A 19,831-nucleotide genomic window follows, 5' to 3' on the forward strand; every position below is an offset into this window, starting at 1 on the left:
AGAAGAGATATTTGGTGTTGGAGAAGCTTTTAGTGTGGTTATAGATTGTGAGCTAAAAAACAATTTTCTCAAAATAGACCTTGCAAAAGAATTAGCAAAGTGGCTTTGTGGAAAATACCTTTTACTTGAAGATCTAAAAGCAGAAAATTTAGTGAGTTTGATTGGACAGATAAAAACAGAGGACTTAAATTTAGTATGAAATAAAAAGAATTTTCTTGCAAATCCAAGGCTGTAGGGTTAAAGATTAGAATCAAATCCGACACTTTAGAACAGAAGGATATCACAGGAGCTAGTGGAAGATTAGAAGTAATTTAAGGAGATATTTATATGCATGGCTATATTCCATTATTGGGAAATTTTAAGTGCCTTTTACTGGAGATTTATTTTTTTTCCTTTAACACGCTCTATATGTTTTTTTTATTGACATTCTGAATATATTATTTAAATATTAAAAGATGTTATTAAAAGGAGTTTGGATATGATCCCAATTAAAGATATAATTCCAAGAAGGCAAACACCATTTGTGACTTATTTTTTAATAGCAATTAATGTATTTATTTTTTTTATTGAGGTGTCCCTTCCTCGTGATATTTTAAATAATGTTTTTTATATTTTTGGCCTTGTCCCAGCAAGATATACCCATCCTGCATGGGCATATTTTATTGGACTTCATATAGACAATTACTGGCCTTTTTTAACAAATATATTTTTACATGGAAGCTGGTTTCATCTAATTAGTAATATGTGGGCCCTTTGGATCTTTGGAGATAATGTTGAAGATAGAATGGGACATATCAAATATCTTATTTTTTATATTTTATGTGGTATCTTTGCTAGTTTAACACATTTTATCTTTAATGCAAACTCTACTATTCCAGCAATAGGTGCCTCAGGTGCTATTTCAGGTGTAATGGGTGCATATATGATTATGTTTCCAACATCTAGAATTATCACATTAATTCCCATTTTCTTCATTCCATATTTTATAGAAATACCAGCAATAATCTACATTGGTTTCTGGTTTATATCACAACTTATATCTGGTACATTCTCGATATTTGTGGGTCAAAATGCAGGTGGCATTGCATGGTGGGCGCATATTGGTGGTTTTATTTTCGGTGTAGTAATTCACAAATTTTTTAAAAATGTTTATTGCAGAGAGTGTTATCCAGACGAATATTATTATAGATTTTTATATTAAAAACAAAAAGGGGGAAAATATGAGTTTTAATGAATTATTCTGGCTATTTTTCATGGTTGCTGCACTTCAGCCCATTTTAAAACAAAGACTCATAGAATCCGCAAGACAAAGACTTATAGCAAAAATAGAAAGAAAGAGAAATTCTAGAGTGATTTTGTTGGTACACAGGCAGGAGACGATGAGTTTTTTAGGATTTCCGGTTTATAAATTTATAAACATTGATGATTCAGAGGAAATCTTAAGGGCCATTCAAATGACTGATAAGGACATGCCTATTGATCTTATTTTACATACCCCAGGTGGATTAGTACTTGCCTCTCTCCAGATAGCCAGGGCACTTAAAAAGCATCCTGGAAAGGTTACTGTATTTGTTCCCCACTATGCCATGAGTGGTGGAACCTTAATTTCTCTTGCTGCTGATGAAATTGTCATGAGTGAAAATGCAGTATTAGGTCCTGTTGATCCTCAACTTGGTGAACTTCCAGCAGCTTCCATAGTAAAACTACTTGAACTGAAGGACATAAACAGAATTGAAGATAAGACATTGATTATGGCAGATGTTGCAAAAAAAGCAATAAATCAACTAGAATCTGCAGTTTACGATTTGTTAAAGGATCAATATGAAGATGACAAAGCTAAAAATCTTGCAAATCTTTTAGCTACTGGCACATGGACCCATGACTATCCCATAACTTATGAAGAGGCCAAAGCATTGGGACTCAATGTTACCAATGAATTTCCAGTAGAAGTTATGCAACTTATGAGCCTTTACCCTCAACCTGTAAAAAGGACACCAACTGTAGAATATATTCCCGTACCAAAGTATAAGAGCAATGAAGAGATGTAATAAATTATAGTATCCCGCAAAATTTCGATATAATTGAATTGAGAAATATTAAGAGCGAGAAAGAGGGAAATTTTAGAAAAAAACAAAATCATAGTAAGTAGAAATGTGTAAATATTTATAATAAATTTTATTTATGTTTATAAAAAGAGGGGAATGTTTATCTGATTATCAGGATATTATACAAATTATGTTACAGGTTCAATAATCTCTTGCAATTTCTTTTTTATACGTGGGTACTCACCAGAATCTATAATCTTTTTAAAAGCTTTTAAATATTCTTCTATTTCTTGAAGACTTTTTCCATATGTAGTTTTTGCAATAAAAATTTTAGAATGTCTGGATGATATTACGCCTTCTTCAGCAGTTAAGAGTTCTTCAAAGAGCTTTTCGCCAGGTCTTAAACCAGTAAAAACGATCTCTACATCTTGATAAGGCGTAAGTCCATTTAGTTTTATTAATTCCTCAGCCAGCCTTACTATTTTTACAGGCTCTCCCATATCAAGGACAAAAACTTCTCCTCCTTCTCCCATAGATGCAGCCTGAAACACGAGTAACACTGCCTCTGGAATTGTCATAAAATATCTTTTCACCTCAGGATGGGTTACTGTAACTCTACCCTGATTTTTAATTTGTTCTAAAAAAATTGGTATCACGCTGCCTCTACTGCCCAAGACATTCCCAAATCTAACAGAGATAAATTTTGTTTTTCTAAGAGATTGAAAACCATTACATATCATTTCTCCAAGCCTCTTTGTTGCCCCCATGATACTTGTGGGATTTACTGCCTTGTCTGTTGAAATATTAACAAACTTCTTTACACCAAAATCACAACTAAGTTTTGCCAAATTATAGGTTCCAAACACATTGGTTTTCACAGCTTCTTCAGGGAAAAACTCCATTAAGGGCACATGTTTATAGGCTGCAGCATGAAAAACAACATCTATATTACTATCTTTAAAAACAAAATTTAACTTTTTATAATCTTTTATATCTCCCACAATATAATCCATTTCAACCTCTAACCCAAGTCTTTTCATTAACATTTCCAATTCCAGTGACAAATTATGGATTTCTGTTTCATCAATCTCAAAAACTAAAATCCTTTTTGGCTTATATTTAATTAGCTGTCTGACAATTTCGGATCCAATTGAACCTGCCCCGCCTGTAACAAGGATGGTTTTATTGTTTACTAAGTTAGATATTAGTTTTGTATCTATTGAAACAGGTTCTCTTGCTAATAAATCTTCCAGTTTTATATCTCTTAAGTCTTTAAAAGTGATAAGATTTTGAGGTAGATTACTAATACTTGGAACAATTTTAATATCATTAACATTATTTTTTTGTGCAATATTGTATATCTCTTTAATTTTTTTATGTGGTAAAGTAGGTATAGCAATTATAATAACATCTATATTTTCCTCTTTTAATATCTTATCTAATAAAGCAATAGGACCTAATACCTTAATATTATGGATATAGGTATCTTGTTTTAAAGGATTATCATCTAAAAAACCAACTGGATAATAATCCGACCGTTTTGACTGTAATAGTTCTCTTACTATCCTTTCTCCTGTTATACCAGCTCCAATTATAAGTGCTTTGCCTTTTTTTAATAAATCATTATTTTTTAATATTTTTTCTTTGTATAATCTCTTTGAAATTCTAAAGAAAGATATTAAAAAAAGTGAAATAAAGAAATCCACAAAAGGAACAGATCTTGGTATTGTAAATCTTTTTAATTTTATATACACAAGGTAGTTAAAAAAAGAAATTAATAAAAAAGATGTAATTAATGATATATTGATTTTAAAAAATTCTTCTATAGAGACAAATCTCCAGCTTATAGAATACAACCTATTTTTGGCGAATAATACAATTTTTAATAAAACAAAAACAGGCAGCCAGTAATAAATAGTATGCCAGTAATTTCCTACTTGTGATAAGTCAAAATCAAATCTCAAAAAAAATGATAAATATAAAGAGAGGACAAATATTAAAGTATCTGTTATTAAAAAAAAGAAGAGTCTTTTGGTTTTGGTGGGTTTAAAAAAATCTTTCATTTTGACAAGTTTTCCTTCAACTTTTGGACGATAAATACAATATCCTTGTAGTCAAGATCCGTTCCACTTGGCAGACAAATTCCCCGTGTAAATAAATCTTCACTCACTCCATTTACATAAGCCATTGCTCCTTTAAAAACAGGCTGCATATGCATTGGCTTCCAAAGGGGCCTCGTCTCAATATTTAACAAAGCTAGCTTTTTAACAATTTCAAAGGGATTGCTTCTTTTAAATGTCAAAGTTGTTAGCCACTTATTTGCGTAAGCATGGGGAAGTTCTTCCATAAACTCAATTTCCTCCACTTCAGAGAGCAATTTTTTGTAAGTATCAAAAATCTCACGCCTTCTTCTTATTCTATATTCAATGGTTTCCATTTGAGAAAGTCCAACTGCTGCAAGAAGATTACTCATCCTGTAGTTATATCCGTACTCTTTATGTTCATACCAGATCTCATTTTCTTTTGCCTGAGTGGAATAAAATCTTATTTTTTTTGCAAGATACTCATCATCAGTTACAACCATGCCCCCACCAGAGGTAGTGACAATTTTGTTCCCATTAAAGGAGTAAATACCTACCTTTCCAAAGGTGCCTGTTTGTTGATTTTTATAGGTAGCTCCTAAAGACTCAGCAGCATCTTCTATTAATATAATGTCATTTTCTTTGCAAATTGCAGCTATTTCATCGACCTTTGCTGGATAGCCGTAAAGATGAGTAAGTACAAGGGCCTTTGGATGTACTCCCTTTTTGTTCAAGTTGTTGATTGCAATTTCTAATAAGTTTGGATCAATATTCCAACTATCGTAATCACTGTCTATAAATACTGGAATTGCATTTTGATATAAAATTGGAGCAACTGAGCCAATAAAGGTAAAGGTGGAGGCAAGAACATAATCCTTTTCTTTTACTCCAATCGCTCTTAGAGCAAGGTGTATAGCTGCTGTTCCAGATGAGAGTGCAACTGCATACTTTGCCTTTGTAAACTCACATACAGCTATTTCGAATCTATTTATAAACTCCCCAACAGGAGCAAGGTAATTGCTGGACAATACTTCCCTGATGTATTTTAATTCAGTTCCTGTCTGGTAGGGCGGGGATAAAAATATTTTTTTATTCATTGGTTTTTATTATCCTCCCAGGATTTCCAACAACAATGACGTTGTCTGGGATATTTTCTACAATCACAGCACCAGCTCCAACTAAAACATTTTTTCCTATGATGATATTTTGTTTGACACAGGCACCAATTCCTATTTGTGTATATTTGCCAATCTTTACTCCTCCTGCTAAAGAAGCATTAGGAGAAATGTGGACAAAGTCACCTATGTGACAATCGTGTTCAACCACCGCAGAGGTATTAATAATACAACCTTTTCCTAGAGTCGTTGAACTATTTATTACTGCATTTGCGAAAATAACTGTCCCTTCTCCAACAGCAACATGGGTTGACAAAATACTATTCGGATCAATAAGAGATACAATATTTAATTTATTTTTCTTTAATTTTTCAAAGATTGCTTCACGAATTTTATTATTACCAATACCTAATGCAAAATTTCTCGCATAATTTTTTACATTATTAAATAAGAATACTGGATAATCTAGAAGATTCTTCTTGATTTTATCATCATCAACAAATCCTTTAACAATAAGGCCTAACCTAAGTGCTACATCCAATACAACCTTCCCATGGCCACTTGCACCATATATGTAAATTTCAGTTATTTCCATTAAACTTCTCCGTCGTTACATGACCCTTTTGAGAGATCCCCTCTCTTTTAAGTACTTTTAATATAGTTAAAAAGATTATTTTTAAATCAAGCCAGAATGACTGATTTTCCACATAATAGATATCATATTCAAATTTTTCTTGCCAGGTAAGGGCATTTCGTCCCATAACCTGGGCCAGCCCTGTAATTCCTGGTTTCACCTCATGTCTCTTTTTTTGTCGCTCGCTATACAAAGGCAAATATTCTATAAGCAAAGGTCTTGGTCCAACAAAACTCATATCTCCTTTTAACACGTTAAAGAGTTGAGGCAGCTCATCTAGGCTCAGGCTTCTTATAATTTTTCCAATTTTTGTAAGTCTTTTTTCATCTGGTAATAAATCACCCTTTTCATCCCTTTCATCAATCATAGTCCTGAATTTATATAAAGTGAATATTTTTTCCTTATAGCCGGGTCTCTTTTGTCTAAATAAAATCGGTCTACCCAAACTAAACCATATTAAAAGTGCGACCAGTATAAAAATTGGGGACAAAAGAATAATTAAAAATAGAGCTAAGATTTTGTCAAAAAAATCTTTCATCGTAATCCAAATATTGTTTTATAATTTTTTTACATCAAATTTCTTTTGAGTTTTTTCTAAAGCTTTTTTCCCCATATTTTTTTAATTGTTTATTTTTAATTAAAATTTGTATTTTATTAGCCCACCTTTTAGACTTTTGAACAGTAACCAAAATCCATAATATATCTTAATAATTACATTCTTTACACTATTTTTAACATAAAAAGAACCAAATCTCTTAACAAGATTTAGAATATATGGCACCCAGCTTTTTTTGCTGGGAATGTTTCGTAAATGTAAGGTGAGCTCTAAATGAACAAAGATTTACATCTAGATGTGATAAAAATTCTATTCTTTTACCCATTGTTTTTCACCATATTTCTGTACAAAATAGGCCCCCCTGCTTTATTATATTTAATAAACATTGTTTTCTAAACATTTCTTTACAAAGTTTTTCATCATAATCAATTTGTTTTTCAAGCTAACTATATCTACATATTTTTTTAATTCCTCTTCTACAAGAACTTTATTTTTTGTAATAAATCTTGCAAATTCCATAATTGCTTCTATTGTAATATTATCCTCTTGAAATCTCTTAGCAAAAGTTTCTTCTCCTGTTAAATCAGGATCTTTGTAAGCATATACAAATGGTATACCTCTTACAATATATTCTCTTGATTTTAAAGTACAGGCTTCTTTCATATTAATAGCAGAAAGGGCCAGACTACTTATGGCTAAGTTTACATTTTTCATATGTAAATCCAAGTATTTTCCATTGATAAAACCCACAAGTTCAATATTAACATTTGGATTTTTTATGTTATATATTATTTTTTTTTGTTCTTTTGACAATCTACCAATAAGTTTAAGATGTATTTGGGCCTTACCTTGATAGTTTTTTAGTAACTTCAATAACTTTTCTAATCCATGCCACGGGTAAAATTGGGAAGCAGAAAAAATTAATTTTAAATTTTTTCCATCAAAAGGAGTAAATCCTGCGTATGAATAATTTTTAGGATTTATTCCATTGGCAATAACTGTACTACATAATTTTTTATGTGCTTTAATAAGCTGTAATTTTCTTATTTCGTCAGTAACTCCAATAATTCCTTTAATATTTGATAAAAATTTAGCAGCCAATTTTTTTTCAAGATATGCTCTAATAATATCAATCGGTCTACCTACAGCAAGTAGCTCAGAAACTTCATCAGAATGATGTTCTGTAAACATTTTATGTCCATATTGTTTTGAAAATTTAATAGTCCCAAAACCATCTACCAAGGGATATCGCAAAACAATGGCATCATATTGGTCTAAAGGAATGCATTTTTTTAAGTTAAGTATTTTAAATGCTCTAAAAACACTTTTTCTAAGAAAAGTTGAAGGTATCTTTCCATATGAAACTTGTATCACATATAAATTATCATCAGTATAACTAACTGATGGATTTATAAGATAAAAATCAATACCCATCTCTTCTTTTTTTGAAATTTTTGCTTTTTCTTCAATTTTTTTAAAAATTCCTGGACTATATTCAGGAATAATTGAAATATGAGATATTCTCATTTTGATAATTCCTTTATAATCCTTTCAATAGACTTGACCACACTGTATAAATCAATATTTAAATTCCTATTAAATTTTAAACTCTATATAAACTTAATATCAAAAAAATGCCCTATAAATGATATTTATAACCTGTTAATTTGAATATTCGCATCTATAATATACCCTCTAGATACTCAATCACATGTAATTGGAGCCATTACAGTTTTCTAGCGATTTCTAATGACATTTTTCCTGAGACATAGGGGGTATCTTGGTTCAACGTAAATAAAATTTTTTCATAATTTAGAAATAGCCTCTCTAGAAAAAAAGCGTCAAGCGAAGAATTTCTTTTTTATTCTCGAATATATTTTACGAAAAATAATTATAATTTTTTTCCTATTTCCTTGTAAATCCTAAGTTTACCAACTCACCGAGAATTGCTGCGTTCATCTTATCCTTCTACGACTCATTTTTCCTCACACAGGGGACTCTGGCAATATTGTAATCGTTTTATCTAATCAAAAAACACCTACTACTTTTAAAAAAGCTCCTAAAACGCCTAATATTGATATCCCTATGGATATTGAAAACATTTTTAATGTAAAATTTCTCTGCTCTTTGTCCCTGTTTTCAATTTTGTCTGAAAGCCTGTCTATTGATGCTATAATTTGCTCAAAGCGTCTATCCACTTGCTCAAATCTTTTATCCACCTGCTCAAATCTTTTATCCACCTGCTCAAATCTTTTATTTACTTCCTGCTTAAACTCATCAATACCTTTATATACATGCTCAAAACGCTTATCCACTTGTTCAAATCTCTTATCCACTTGTTCAAAACGATAGTTCATGTCGTCTTTTAAGTCCTTTAAGCCTATCTTTAAATCCTCTTGATTTTTCTTTAACTCGTCAATTTGAACCTGAAGCAAATCAAATCTTGCATCAAAATACCTTGTGTTTGGAAAGATCCCAGCTATTAGTGTTTGAAATTCTGTAGGAATGTGCTCTTTATTTTTTCTTTCTTCTTTTTCCATTTTTTTACTCCTTACGTAATTTTAATTGTCTATCAATAGTCAATATTAACATTTATTTTTGATATTGAAATTTTTTTACCCATAAAAAATGAGTTATAGTTATCCGTACAATTTCATATAATATGGGGTGCCCTTTAAAAATTTTTCTATCCAACTTTTAGCAAAACTTAGTTTTTTACATAACCTATTCCATGCTTCTGATATAACCTCCTTCATCTCTTTTATATCTTTTACAAAAACTAATGAAAGCACTCTTTTTATACTTTTCCAGATATACTCAATAGGATTTAACTCTGGTGAATAAGGGGAAAGATAGACTAGATAAATATCTAACTCAGATGCCTTCTCTCTTACTACTTTACTCTTATGGGATGAAAAATTATCTATTATTGCTACTATCGCTTTATATTTCTTATTTACTTCTCTTATCTTTTCTAAAAACTTAGCTATTGATAAGCCTTTTGAATCTTCTAAAAATGATTTTACACTTTCTCCTTTTATAGCATAAAAACCTATTGTGTTTGTCTTGAACTTTGTTGTATTTTTTATAATTCTTGTCTTCTCAAAACTCCATACCCTTACTGTATTGGCGGTGTTCTGCGGACTTGTTTCATCTATAAAACCTATTGCTATCTCCTCTTCTTTAAATCCTTTCTCCTTTAACAGAGAAAAAGTAAGTTGAAGTTGATTCTCTAATATCTTCTCTCCATCTTTTGGTTTCCTATAATCCATCGGATATGGTTTAGAAAAATGCATCTTAAGCTTATCTCTCAATATCCTTACTACATGGTCTTGGGAGTATTCTATATCAAAAGTATCTTTTATCAATGCCCTTACTTCTTTTGTAGTCCAATAAGCTCTCTTTTTAAGTAATTCCTTAAGCTTTTTTAAATCTTCCTCTGATAGCCTACTTGGCCTTCCTCCCCCTTTTCCTCTTCCTTTACCTTTTATCCCTTTATAACCCTCTTGGTTCCATTCCCTTATCCATAAGTATCCTGTCGATTGGGCTATCCCACAACCGCTACACGCCTTTTCAAAATCTATCCCTTCTCTTATAAGATTTAGAAAAATAAGTTTTACCAAAATATTGTCTTTCTTCTCACCCTTTAATTTTTCCTTTAGCTCTTCTGCATTTTTAACCTTAATACGTTCCCCTTTCATAAATATTCATTATATCAAATCGTTCCTATTATATCAAGTTCTGAAGGATACTATAATATAGGAGCTGTACACTTCTTTTTGTAATATCCTTACAAAAGTTTGTACCTTTTATCTGTATTAACGTTATATTTCATAACTTTTTAAAATCTCTACAATTCTGTCACTTGCATTTCCACTCCCATAAAAGTCAATCCACTTTTTATCATTCATATCTCCATAATAAGCTTTTATAGCTTCTTTTACAATATCTTTTTTTTTATTACCCACAATCTTATTCCATCCAGCTTTAACAAGTTCAACCCATTCAGTCTCATTCCTAAGGATAATACAGGGAGTTTGGAAAAAATATCCCTCCTTTTGCACACCTCCAGAATCTGTAATTATCACCTTTGCATTATTTTCAAGGACAATCATCTCAAAGTAAGAAACCGGCTTTGTAATAATCAAGTTTTCAGAAATCTTATTTAGTAAGCCATAGTTTTCCAATGCCTTTTTTGTCCTTGGATGAACAGGGAAAAACATTTTTATGCCTGAGTTGGCAATATCCTTTAAAGCATTCCAGATATTCTCCAAATTTTCTTTGATATCTGTATTTTCGGCCCTGTGAATAGTAATTAATATAAATTCTTTGGGTTTGAGGCTATATTTTGTAAGAACTTTTTCCTCATTAACCCTATTTTTAACTTCCAGCGCCATATCAAACATCACATCCCCGACTTTATAAACACCTTTTATTATACCTTCTGTCTTTAAGTTTTCTACTGCTTTGTCAGTAGGAGCAAAAAGAATATCTGAACAATGATCTGTCAAAACCCTGTTTATCTCCTCAGGCATATTCTTGTTATAACTTCGTAAACCTGCCTCTATATGTGCAACAGGGATGTGAAGCTTGGCACCGGCTAAAGCTCCAGCAAGGGTTGTATTTGTATCTCCATATACCAAAACAATGTCAGATTTTTCTCTACCTAATACCTTTTCTATCTCTATAAGCATTTTACCCGTCTGCTCACCATGAGTGCCAGACCCTACACCAAGGTAATAATCAGCTTTTGGTAGGTTGAGCTCCTGAAAAAATATATCTGACATATTAAAATCATAATGCTGTCCTGTATGAACAAGGATTTCATTAATGCCTTTTTCTCGCAACTTTCTTGAAACCAGAGCAGCTTTTATAAATTGTGGTCTCGCACCAACAATAGATAAAATTTTCATTTAGTTAATACCCTTTCATAAATATCTAAAAGTCTTCTTTGTTCTGCTTCCCAGCTATATTTTTCTTCAACCAACCTTCTTCCATTATTGCCCAATTTTTTAGCCTTATCAGGATTATTTAGAAGATAAAGAATCTTATCTGCAATCTCTTTTGGGTCATCAGGATTTGCAAATAAGGCACATTCTCCAAAGATTTCTTTCCAATAAGGAAAATTAGACATAATCATGGGCAATGAGCAAGCCTTATATTCAAAAGGTTTATTAGGCATAGCTTTTTGTTGATTAGGTAATGGTAAAAAATTAATTACTCCTATGTTTGCCACTTTTATAAAAGAATAATGCTTACCATAAGGAGCATAACCAAAATATTTTGTATATCTCCATCCCTTTAGGCTTTCACATTCCTCCTTATATTCTTCACTTTCCCATACCAAAAGCCATAATTCAGCTTTTTCTCTTACAAAATCCATAGCTTGAATGATGTCTTTAATCCCTCTAATCTTTGATAACCCTCCAGCATATATAATTATTAATTGGACGGGCTTTATCTATTAATTCCAAAATTGGGAAATTCCTTATTGTTATAGTTTTTTGGGCCGGGAATTTTTTTGCAATGTCTGGTGTAGCAGCTACTATTTGGGAGAAAAAAATACAAGTGAGATTCTCAAATCCCTTAAAGAAAAGAGACACAAATTTTCTAACAGAATTACTTTTTATCCAATCCTTAATAAGAATTTGCTTTGGCACATCTTCATGCACATCATAAATTACCTTTTTACCAAATAAGCTCAAAATTAAGCCAATAGGAATTAATTCTGGATCGTGAAAGTGATAAACATCCGCCTTTTCCTTTAAGGCTAATCTAAAGAGTTTCCATACAACCTTTGTCATTAAGCATCCATAAAAAGTTTATTATCACCTCAAATCTTTCATCTACCTGCTCAAATCTCTTATCTATCTGCTCCATAAATACTTTAAGAGTGGCCTCCAGACGTATAAGCCTTTCCCTATCTTCCTGTGGAAAACCTGTACTTTGAGTAAAACAAGGGAGTGAAAACATCAAGAAAAGCAATAATAAAATACAATTTAAAAATACTTTATTCACCTTAATCTCATGCATACTTAAATTTTACTAAATATTTTAAGAAAAGCAATTAAAATAAATCCTGTTTTTCCCATTTCTTTTCAAAAATCACGATATTTACTGCTTTCCTGCAACCTCTTAAGCGAATATACCCCAAAACCCCTAAGCACTGGCACAAACTTTCTCTTCTTTTTTGAACCCAACAAATCCTTCATCTCCTCAAAAGCTCTCTGGACAAAATTCTTACTTCCCAACACTCCTGCATCTGTAAAATAACGGCACCTATATCTGAATAATTCAGTTGAATTTAGCTGAAAATTTTTCTTTCTACCTTTTTCCAATATATTTTCATCAATTCGAACACCCTTCCCAGTATCTATTACTCCCGTCTCTTATACAAATTCACGGTATTTTCTAACTATTTCTTTCTCATCAAACTCTTTCCATTCCTTCATTCCAAAATCAACACTTAATAAATTATCTTTATTACTAGACTGAATATGATAGCCCAAAGAACACCACCTGTATTCCTCTGGCCTTTTTACAATCCCAGCTCGAACTGCATTTAAATCAACATACGCAAGTAAGTTTACAAGCGTAAGACAGTCCTCAACAATCAAACTCTTAAAACGCTCGCCCCACAATGTCCCTCGCCGATTATACTTTTTATTAAAATACCTGCTAAATCCCTGTTTTATCTCTTTTACATACCACGACAAGCTGCATAACTTCTTCCTAACCCTCTCAAATTCAAATTTAGAACTAATTTCCTTTGCTCCATACAATTTTTTATACCGCTCCCTGACCTCTTCATCAGACACCTTAGAGTCAGGATATGTCCTAACTACAAGATGAAAATGATTACCCATTATGGCAAATCCTAAAACATCCACAAAAAAGATCTTACTCCACTTTTTTATAAGCTCAAGCATATATTCTTTGTCTTCATCTCTAAATGGCAACCCATCCAAAGCTGTCCTGGATATTACATGATATACTGTTGGCTCATCTTCTTTTAAAAACCTTGCTATTCTTGGCATGAAAAACTCCTCACTAAAGTGTCTGCGACCCATTATCTGTGGTCAGTGGATGATTTCGAAAAAAGAACTCTTATATGATATTTTAGGAGCCTTTAACATAGAACGTTGAACAGTGAAAGTTAAGCATTATTCGCCTGTCCCCTTTTTCTATTCCATTCCAAAACATCTTTTTATATCAAGTTTGTGTAGCACTATAAAATTTTCTCATATATATCAATCAGTTTTTTGCTTTCTTCCTGCCACGTATGTCTATCATTGAAAGTATATTTTAAACCATTCTGGGAAAAATATTCTTGCAAATCCTTATTTTTATAAATCTCTAAAATTTTATTAGCAAAATCTTTAGGATCTCTTGCATTAAAGATCAATCCACTATTTGCTTCTTTAACTACTCTTGCAAGTGGAGAACAAGATGATACTACCACTGGTCTTCCTACCATCATATATTGATATAATTTATGGGGGATAGTGTTATCTGTATGTTCATTGTCATGGTGAGGAACTATACAAATATTAGCTAATTTTTGATAGGTATATACCTTTTCAAAAGGTTGCCAACCTACTATTTCTATCTTCTTTTCTAACTTATTTTCTCTTATCAGCTTTTCTAACTCTTTTTCTATTTTTTTGCTTCCTTTTCCAACAAGGAGTAAAATGATATCGTCTTTATCTATATATTTTATGCCTTTTATAGCTGTATCTATTCCTCTATGAGCACCAAATCCCCCTATGTATAACACAACAAATTTGTCTTTATATTTTTGAATTAAATTTTCATCAACTTTAGCTTTTTTTACAAAATCTTCATCTTCGAGATTTGAAACTACCAAAATTTTATCTTCTGGAATATTATGTTGTCTTACCATTCTTTCTTTCATTTCATCAACCACTGCTATAATCTTATCTACTTTTTTAACTGCTTCTTTCTCTATAGCAAACCACCTGTTATAATTGTTGAATAATCTTAAAATTATTCCTTTAATGCCACTATTAGCTTTATTCCATTCTCTAACAGCTGCTGGATAATTTTCATGTAAATCTGCAACTACTTTACATCCATATTTATCTTTTATCTTTAAAGCTGTCGGAACAAGTCGCAAGTCATGTACATGTAATACATCAAAATATTCTTTTTGAAAAAGCTCATCTAAATATCGATAAAACTCGGGATGAATGATATAAGATAATCTTCTAAATTTAGAAAAAATGTCTTTTTTCAATTTTACCTTATACAATTTCATTCCATTCCAATCATTTTCCTCTTTACCATCATCAGCACACACTAAACTTAAATTAAATCCTGCTTTCAGTAATGCTTTTGCTTCTTTCTCCACCCTGATATCTGGTGGAAAAGGATGTTCAAGTAACATTAGTATTTTTTTGTTTTTCATTATTCTCACCCTTTGCAACCATAGTATATTTTTTATTGCTTTATACCAAATTCAAAATTTTCTATCTATAAATTTTACCTATATCAATTTCTGAAATTACAAATCTGTACTTTCCTCTCCCTACCCTAGCAATCTCCTCAACAAACTCATATTTGATTTCCATATCTTTTCCAAGGCGTTTTTGTAATTGGGTATAAAGTTTTTCTATATCCTTTGGGGAAAAATTTTTCCCCCTAACAATTTTAACTATTATACTACCTGGCTGCTTTTGTATAATTTGACTCATCTTAATTCCAAAACTCTCGTGAAATGCTTCGTCCAAGCGCCCTACAAAACGTCCATCTTTAGTAATTATCAAATCGTCCATTCTTCCTTCAATAGACTGAATTATAGGTAAACCCCGCCCGCAAAGGCACTTTTCATCAGACAATATAGCCATATCTCCTAATTGATATCTTATAAAAGGCATTGCAAGTTTATGAAAAGCTGTCCCTATAATAATTCCTATCTCACCAGGCTTAACAGGTTCACCTTTTGCATTCACCACTTCTAACAGACCATATTCAGAATTTATATGCATCCGTCCTTCTTCGCACTCAGCTGCACTAACAACACGCTCATTGCTTCCATACCAATCATAAATTTTTGCTCCAAATGCTTTCTCAATGGTACTTCTAAAATGTGGAAATAATGTTTCAGAAGAAGTTGTTATACATTTCAATCCCTCAAAAGGCGATATATTTTGTTCTAACATATATTTAGCTATGATATAAAGAGTTGATGGAAAACTCCAAATTGCTTTGGGCTTGAAAGTTCGAATTTTAGAAACATAGTCATTGAGATTAGATTCCTTTACATGAAATGCTGAAAGATATAAAATATTATCATCTTGAAAACGAGGGGCTTCCTTATCGGTGGAAGGCGGAAAATCTGTTTTATACCTCATTATGACTTGTCTGTCGTTAGGAGTATAACCAGCCCAGACTCTGTACCTCCAAACAAATGCAGATTCCATAAGATCTGAGATCCTATCGTTATAAAACCTTAGGGGTTTTCCAGTAGATCCTCCAGTTTCAAAAGGCCATGGAGCATATTCATCCATATTTCGCGCAAGAAATAACTTAAGATTATTTTGGATCTGATCTTTGGTTATAATAAAAGGTAATTCGCGTATATCTTCAAGATTTCTTATATCTTCTGGCTTTAAACCTCTCTCCTTAAAGATTTGTCTATAAAAAGGAACATTTTTATAAGCATGTTCAAGTATTAGTCGCAATTTTTTAAGCTGCAACTGCTCAAGTTTTTCCTTAGACCACCACTGGGTTTTTAATAATTCATTATAAACTTTAGCAAACTTAAACCCAAGGTTATATGGAAAGGGTACCATTTTTTTATAAAGTTTCTTTGCGAATCGTTTTATCATGGCATTCTTCCTCGTTCGGCTGTATAAATTGATAATAATATCTTAAATGAACTATATAACTCGTTGCCCTTGAAGCAAAACTAGCTATTGCAGCTCCATAAGTCCCAAAAGCAGGAATTAAAATAATATTACCAACGACATTAATAACCGCTGCTATCACTGACATATTTCTCAACCATGTTCCTTTCCCTTTCACATCCAAAAACATATTATACGGCTGATACATTCCCTGAAAAAACGATGCCAGTGCTAACGGCAGAATCAAAGACACCACATGAAGAAATTTATTGGTAAAGAGAAGAACCACGATAAATCTCCCAAACAGAACCAGACCAGCTGCACCAACAAATAGCCACAGGAAATTTAGTTGAATAATCCTCTTAGGTATTTGGTTTTTACTAGCAAAATCCTTAAATAAGCTTGTAGAAAGAGATTGGGATAGCATCGCCAGCGGTGAGGTAAGAGCATTTGCCAATGAGTAAAAACCAAGCTGTGTTGTGTTAACAAAATAGCTGATAAAAATTCCATCTAATTTATAGGTTGACTGGTCAGCAATCTGCCCCCAATAAAGATGAAAACCATATTCTTTATTTTTCTGCCATATCTTTTTTAAATTTTCTTTCAGATTACTGAATAAAGGCTTAAAACTACAACTTATAATTATAACACCCACAAATGTGCTCATCAGATTTATTAAAATTAAAGTAGAAACTTTTATTCGGATAAGTTTCAATAATAGCAATGATATCACCCCAATAATATATAAACTTTTGGGTATAATATTAAACCAAGCTAAATGGTATATTTTATTTGTTCCCCTTCCAATCTGAGGAATTAACATCTGAAAAGGTAAAATCACCAATATGGGCGAAAAAATTCTTAAAATGTGATTAATGTTTGTTCTAAAAATATTATCAATAAAAAAACTGGAAATAAAAATAAATAAAGAATAGCTAATTCCTACTAAAAGCCCTATTAAAATTGATGCTCCAATTAGCTCTCTCTCTTTATTATTTTTATTCTTTTCATGCGCCAAAAGCAAGCCAATGGAGCTAAAAAATCCAAAACGAAAGAATAAAACAGAAAAACCTATTACTGTTCCAAAAAAAGCCAGGATACCATAGTCCTTTGGGCCTAATATTCGAGCATTCAGGGAATTAATTACTACTCCTAATGCCATAAGCAAAATTTGGGATGCATATAGAGTAACTGTCTGTCGAGCAGTCCGAGAAAAAAAGTAGTCCCTGAACTCAGTTACGGTCCTGTTTACTTGTTCTCTAATTTCCATACTTCACTTAGACCCTTTAGCATCCATGCCTGTCCCCATCTAATATAGGGAATTTTCACCTTCCATTTAATCCCTTTAAGGTTATAAATCATATAGAAAAAATATCCGGTTTTATCTTGCATATTTTTAATAATCCAATAGGTAGTGTTCTTCAAATATTCTTTTGCTTCTGGTAAATCTAGAGCTAAAGTAGCATTGCATATCAAAGCCTCTGCACAAGCGTGAATGTTAATGGGGTATGTGCTTTGAGGGGTTAGCTTTGGAATAGTTTTATTCTCAAATAAATTAATTCGGTAGAAACGATAGTATTTTTCCACAGACTTACGAATTCTTTCTTCTCCTGTAAGTTTCCAGATGGAGTATAAACTTCGAATCTCAAAACCACTGTGATAATGATCTATATGACACTCATTACTCTGATCACGCCCCCAATAACAAATTGAGCCTTCTGGTTTTTGTTCACTTAATGTAAAATTTACAGCATATAGGCCATGATCAATAAACTTTTCATTACCGATTTCTTTCCCAACTCTAATAAGGAATTCTGCTACAAAAAGATTGGCGTTGTGAACGTGAAAATTATCAAGTGGAGTATAGCTGAAACAGATCTTATCTCTGCTCAGTCGGTCAATGTTCAAATCATTTATGAAAAAGTTACATATACTTTCACAGGTTGCGAAATATTTCTTTTCACCAGTAAGTTTATAAAAATTCCAATAGGCATTTCCTATAGTTGCACTGACTACACTGGATGGGGTATCTCGCGGGATGAAAATACGCGATTGCCAATCAAATGGATACCCCCAGCATTTACCAGAGTAACCCTTGCTATAATTTTTATCAAGCCACTGAATTGCCTCGTTAGCTTTAGATAAGTAATAAGACTTACCAGTAGCAAGATAAAGGTTAAGATAAGCATCACCAAATAACCCCATTGCCTTTGAATTTATTTCTTTCTTAACACGAAAAAATTTTCTTAGAAGGTGAGGTGCAAATAATTCTAGTTTCAAAATACCTTTTCTTAGTATTTTTCTTAAAAGAGAGGGATTGTTTTTTGTAAAAAAAGGAAGTCCCCTTAAGTCATAAGGATCATATCCAGTCCACCCATTCTGGGAAAGCCATTGGTCTAACCGCTCAATTGAACATCTTACTAGTTCAAGCATTTTTTAACACCTCTACTATGCGTTCTGCAGCATGTCCGTCCCAGAGTTCCGGGATTTGCCCTTGCGGCATTTGACCGTCTAAGATTTTAAATGCTGCTGCTATAATTTTATTTTTATCATGCCCTACAAGCTGGTTGGTTCCTTGGGTTATGGTTGCTGGGCGTTCAGTATTTTCACGCATTGTAAGACAAGGAACGCCAAGTACTGTTGTTTCTTCCTGAATACCTCCACTATCGGTAAGAACAAAGGTTGCATGAGATTCTAATGCAAGGAAGTCTATATAGCCTAATGGAGAGATAATTCGTATATTATGCGCCTTCTCAAGTATAGGTTGAAGTCCAAATTTCTGAATCTGTTTTTTGGTGCGAGGATGAATTGGGAAAATTATGGGTATCTCCTCCTGAATTCTTAATAGTGCTTCCAAGATTTCTGCCAGGATTTCAGGATTATCCACATTACTGGGCCTATGCAAGGTTGATAAGGCATATTTATCTTTTTTATTAAGTCCAAGCTGGTTAAAAATAGATGACTGCTCAGCAAGCGTGCGACAACGAAATAAAGTATCGATCATTACATTACCAACAAAATAAATATGTTCTTCTGGTATACCTTCGCTCCTCAAGTTTTCATTGGCGTCACGTGAGGGTGTAAAAAGATAAGTGGATAGAGCATCAACCACAATTCGATTTATTTCTTCAGGCATTTTACGATCAAAAGAGCGAAGTCCAGCTTCAATATGGGCCACTGGAATATGAAGTTTCGCTGCTGTAATTGCCGCGGCAAGAGTTGAATTGACATCTCCAACTACTAAAATTAAGTCTGGCCTTTGTTCCAAAAGCACGCGTTCCAAACGGATCATAACCATTCCTGTTTGCTCAGCATGGGTGCCGGATCCAACCCCCAAATTTACATCAGGAGAACGGAGCCCTAAATCTAGGAAGAAAATTTTAGACATTTTGTTATCATAATGTTGGCCAGTATGCACTAAAAAAGTTGAAAATTTCTGCGGTTCTTGTTCTAAGACTCGAAACACAGGATCTATCTTCATGAAATTAGGCCGTGCTCCCACAACTCCCAAAATTTTTATCATATCTGGCC

General features: G+C 32.5%; 19 protein-coding genes and 1 pseudogene. 3 read left to right on the forward strand and 17 right to left on the reverse strand.

Annotated features, from left to right (window positions below; translation table 11 throughout):
• The first annotated feature begins 34 nt into the window (after nt 1-34).
• From ACYQ1E_RS10530 to ACYQ1E_RS10540, 3 genes are all read left to right on the forward strand, one after another.
• Nucleotides 35-199 (forward strand): vWA domain-containing protein, encoded by a 165-nt coding sequence (locus ACYQ1E_RS10530; protein ID WP_459879023.1) that lies wholly within the window; start codon nt 35-37, stop codon nt 197-199.
• A 279-nt stretch (nt 200-478) separates the two neighbouring features.
• Complete coding sequence (locus ACYQ1E_RS10535; protein WP_459879025.1) at nt 479-1,201, forward strand: rhomboid family intramembrane serine protease; 723 nt, start codon at nt 479-481, stop codon at nt 1,199-1,201.
• A gap of 19 nt (nt 1,202-1,220) precedes the next feature.
• On the forward strand, nt 1,221-2,048 hold the full coding sequence (locus ACYQ1E_RS10540) for an SDH family Clp fold serine proteinase (protein WP_459879027.1): 828 nt from the start codon (nt 1,221-1,223) through the stop codon (nt 2,046-2,048).
• A 185-nt stretch (nt 2,049-2,233) separates the two neighbouring features.
• Here ACYQ1E_RS10540 and ACYQ1E_RS10545 read toward each other — a convergent pair whose 3' ends face one another.
• The 17 genes and pseudogenes from ACYQ1E_RS10545 to wecB (ACYQ1E_RS10625) all read right to left on the reverse strand — a co-directional run bounded on the left by ACYQ1E_RS10545 (nt 2,234) and on the right by wecB (ACYQ1E_RS10625) (nt 19,823).
• The gene (locus ACYQ1E_RS10545) at nt 2,234-4,108 is read right to left on the reverse strand and encodes a polysaccharide biosynthesis protein (protein WP_459879029.1); all 1,875 of its coding nucleotides are present in this window, start codon (nt 4,106-4,108) and stop codon (nt 2,234-2,236) included.
• Entirely contained in the window at nt 4,105-5,223 is a 1,119-nt protein-coding gene (locus ACYQ1E_RS10550; RefSeq protein ID WP_459879031.1) for an aminotransferase class I/II-fold pyridoxal phosphate-dependent enzyme, read from the reverse strand. Before ACYQ1E_RS10550 ends, ACYQ1E_RS10545 begins: the two co-directional genes overlap by 4 nt.
• Nucleotides 5,216-5,836, reverse strand: coding sequence for an acetyltransferase (locus ACYQ1E_RS10555; protein WP_459879033.1), 621 nt, complete (start codon nt 5,834-5,836; stop codon nt 5,216-5,218). Before ACYQ1E_RS10555 ends, ACYQ1E_RS10550 begins: the two co-directional genes overlap by 8 nt.
• Nucleotides 5,823-6,413, reverse strand: coding sequence for a sugar transferase (locus ACYQ1E_RS10560; protein ID WP_459879035.1), 591 nt, complete (start codon nt 6,411-6,413; stop codon nt 5,823-5,825). The genes ACYQ1E_RS10555 and ACYQ1E_RS10560 overlap by 14 nt, the downstream gene beginning before the upstream one ends.
• 393 nt (nt 6,414-6,806) lie before the next feature.
• Nucleotides 6,807-7,958 (reverse strand): glycosyltransferase family 4 protein, encoded by a 1,152-nt coding sequence (locus ACYQ1E_RS10565; protein ID WP_459879037.1) that lies wholly within the window; start codon nt 7,956-7,958, stop codon nt 6,807-6,809.
• A gap of 500 nt (nt 7,959-8,458) precedes the next feature.
• Nucleotides 8,459-8,971, reverse strand: coding sequence for a hypothetical protein (locus ACYQ1E_RS10570; protein ID WP_459879039.1), 513 nt, complete (start codon nt 8,969-8,971; stop codon nt 8,459-8,461).
• Between the two features lie 99 nt (nt 8,972-9,070).
• Entirely contained in the window at nt 9,071-10,132 is a 1,062-nt protein-coding gene (locus tag ACYQ1E_RS10575) for an IS630 family transposase (protein WP_459879041.1), read from the reverse strand.
• 123 nt (nt 10,133-10,255) lie between these two features.
• Nucleotides 10,256-11,344 carry a non-hydrolyzing UDP-N-acetylglucosamine 2-epimerase gene (wecB, locus tag ACYQ1E_RS10580; protein WP_459879043.1) on the reverse strand — a complete coding sequence of 363 codons (1,089 nt, stop codon included), beginning with the start codon at nt 11,342-11,344 and terminating at the stop codon, nt 10,256-10,258.
• On the reverse strand, nt 11,341-11,892 hold the full coding sequence (locus ACYQ1E_RS10585; RefSeq protein WP_459879356.1) for a glycosyltransferase: 552 nt from the start codon (nt 11,890-11,892) through the stop codon (nt 11,341-11,343). The genes wecB (ACYQ1E_RS10580) and ACYQ1E_RS10585 overlap by 4 nt, the downstream gene beginning before the upstream one ends.
• Nucleotides 11,840-12,235: a glycosyltransferase family protein gene (locus ACYQ1E_RS10590; protein WP_459879045.1), complete on the reverse strand. Its 396-nt coding sequence runs from the start codon at nt 12,233-12,235 to the stop codon at nt 11,840-11,842. The genes ACYQ1E_RS10585 and ACYQ1E_RS10590 overlap by 53 nt, the downstream gene beginning before the upstream one ends.
• The gene (locus tag ACYQ1E_RS10595) at nt 12,207-12,449 is read right to left on the reverse strand and encodes a hypothetical protein (protein ID WP_459879047.1); all 243 of its coding nucleotides are present in this window, start codon (nt 12,447-12,449) and stop codon (nt 12,207-12,209) included. Before ACYQ1E_RS10595 ends, ACYQ1E_RS10590 begins: the two co-directional genes overlap by 29 nt.
• Before the next feature lie 80 nt (nt 12,450-12,529).
• Nucleotides 12,530-13,468: pseudogene (locus tag ACYQ1E_RS10600) on the reverse strand (transposase).
• 191 nt (nt 13,469-13,659) lie between these two features.
• Nucleotides 13,660-14,859: a glycosyltransferase family 4 protein gene (locus ACYQ1E_RS10605; protein ID WP_459879049.1), complete on the reverse strand. Its 1,200-nt coding sequence runs from the start codon at nt 14,857-14,859 to the stop codon at nt 13,660-13,662.
• Nucleotides 14,860-14,920: 61 nt separating this feature from the next.
• Nucleotides 14,921-16,282, reverse strand: coding sequence for a phenylacetate--CoA ligase family protein (locus ACYQ1E_RS10610; protein WP_459879051.1), 1,362 nt, complete (start codon nt 16,280-16,282; stop codon nt 14,921-14,923).
• The gene (locus ACYQ1E_RS10615; RefSeq protein ID WP_459879053.1) at nt 16,251-17,570 is read right to left on the reverse strand and encodes a lipopolysaccharide biosynthesis protein; all 1,320 of its coding nucleotides are present in this window, start codon (nt 17,568-17,570) and stop codon (nt 16,251-16,253) included. The genes ACYQ1E_RS10610 and ACYQ1E_RS10615 overlap by 32 nt, the downstream gene beginning before the upstream one ends.
• Nucleotides 17,549-18,733: a hypothetical protein gene (locus tag ACYQ1E_RS10620; protein WP_459879055.1), complete on the reverse strand. Its 1,185-nt coding sequence runs from the start codon at nt 18,731-18,733 to the stop codon at nt 17,549-17,551. The genes ACYQ1E_RS10615 and ACYQ1E_RS10620 overlap by 22 nt, the downstream gene beginning before the upstream one ends.
• Nucleotides 18,726-19,823, reverse strand: coding sequence for a non-hydrolyzing UDP-N-acetylglucosamine 2-epimerase (gene wecB / locus ACYQ1E_RS10625; protein WP_459879057.1), 1,098 nt, complete (start codon nt 19,821-19,823; stop codon nt 18,726-18,728). Before wecB (ACYQ1E_RS10625) ends, ACYQ1E_RS10620 begins: the two co-directional genes overlap by 8 nt.
• Nucleotides 19,824-19,831: the final 8 nt, after the last annotated feature.

It is taken from the genome of Desulfothermus naphthae (assembly GCF_054657475.1).

What these genes read in the sequence shown, in the direction of transcription:
- ACYQ1E_RS10570 (WP_459879039.1), bottom strand. Translation starts at nt 8,971, where the DNA reads ATGGAAAAAGAAGAAAGAAAAAATAAAGAGCACATTCCTACAGAATTT.
- ACYQ1E_RS10565 (WP_459879037.1), bottom strand. Translation starts at nt 7,958, where the DNA reads ATGAGAATATCTCATATTTCAATTATTCCTGAATATAGTCCAGGAATT.
- ACYQ1E_RS10575 (WP_459879041.1), bottom strand. Translation starts at nt 10,132, where the DNA reads ATGAAAGGGGAACGTATTAAGGTTAAAAATGCAGAAGAGCTAAAGGAA.
- ACYQ1E_RS10605 (WP_459879049.1), bottom strand. Translation starts at nt 14,859, where the DNA reads ATGAAAAACAAAAAAATACTAATGTTACTTGAACATCCTTTTCCACCA.
- ACYQ1E_RS10620 (WP_459879055.1), bottom strand. Translation starts at nt 18,733, where the DNA reads ATGCTTGAACTAGTAAGATGTTCAATTGAGCGGTTAGACCAATGGCTT.
- ACYQ1E_RS10550 (WP_459879031.1), bottom strand. Translation starts at nt 5,223, where the DNA reads ATGAATAAAAAAATATTTTTATCCCCGCCCTACCAGACAGGAACTGAA.
- ACYQ1E_RS10555 (WP_459879033.1), bottom strand. Translation starts at nt 5,836, where the DNA reads ATGGAAATAACTGAAATTTACATATATGGTGCAAGTGGCCATGGGAAG.
- wecB (WP_459879057.1), bottom strand. Translation starts at nt 19,823, where the DNA reads ATGATAAAAATTTTGGGAGTTGTGGGAGCACGGCCTAATTTCATGAAG.
- ACYQ1E_RS10615 (WP_459879053.1), bottom strand. Translation starts at nt 17,570, where the DNA reads ATGGAAATTAGAGAACAAGTAAACAGGACCGTAACTGAGTTCAGGGAC.
- ACYQ1E_RS10535 (WP_459879025.1), top strand. Translation starts at nt 479, where the DNA reads ATGATCCCAATTAAAGATATAATTCCAAGAAGGCAAACACCATTTGTG.
- ACYQ1E_RS10610 (WP_459879051.1), bottom strand. Translation starts at nt 16,282, where the DNA reads ATGATAAAACGATTCGCAAAGAAACTTTATAAAAAAATGGTACCCTTT.
- ACYQ1E_RS10540 (WP_459879027.1), top strand. Translation starts at nt 1,221, where the DNA reads ATGAGTTTTAATGAATTATTCTGGCTATTTTTCATGGTTGCTGCACTT.
- ACYQ1E_RS10545 (WP_459879029.1), bottom strand. Translation starts at nt 4,108, where the DNA reads ATGAAAGATTTTTTTAAACCCACCAAAACCAAAAGACTCTTCTTTTTT.
- ACYQ1E_RS10560 (WP_459879035.1), bottom strand. Translation starts at nt 6,413, where the DNA reads ATGAAAGATTTTTTTGACAAAATCTTAGCTCTATTTTTAATTATTCTT.
- ACYQ1E_RS10590 (WP_459879045.1), bottom strand. Translation starts at nt 12,235, where the DNA reads ATGACAAAGGTTGTATGGAAACTCTTTAGATTAGCCTTAAAGGAAAAG.
- wecB (WP_459879043.1), bottom strand. Translation starts at nt 11,344, where the DNA reads ATGAAAATTTTATCTATTGTTGGTGCGAGACCACAATTTATAAAAGCT.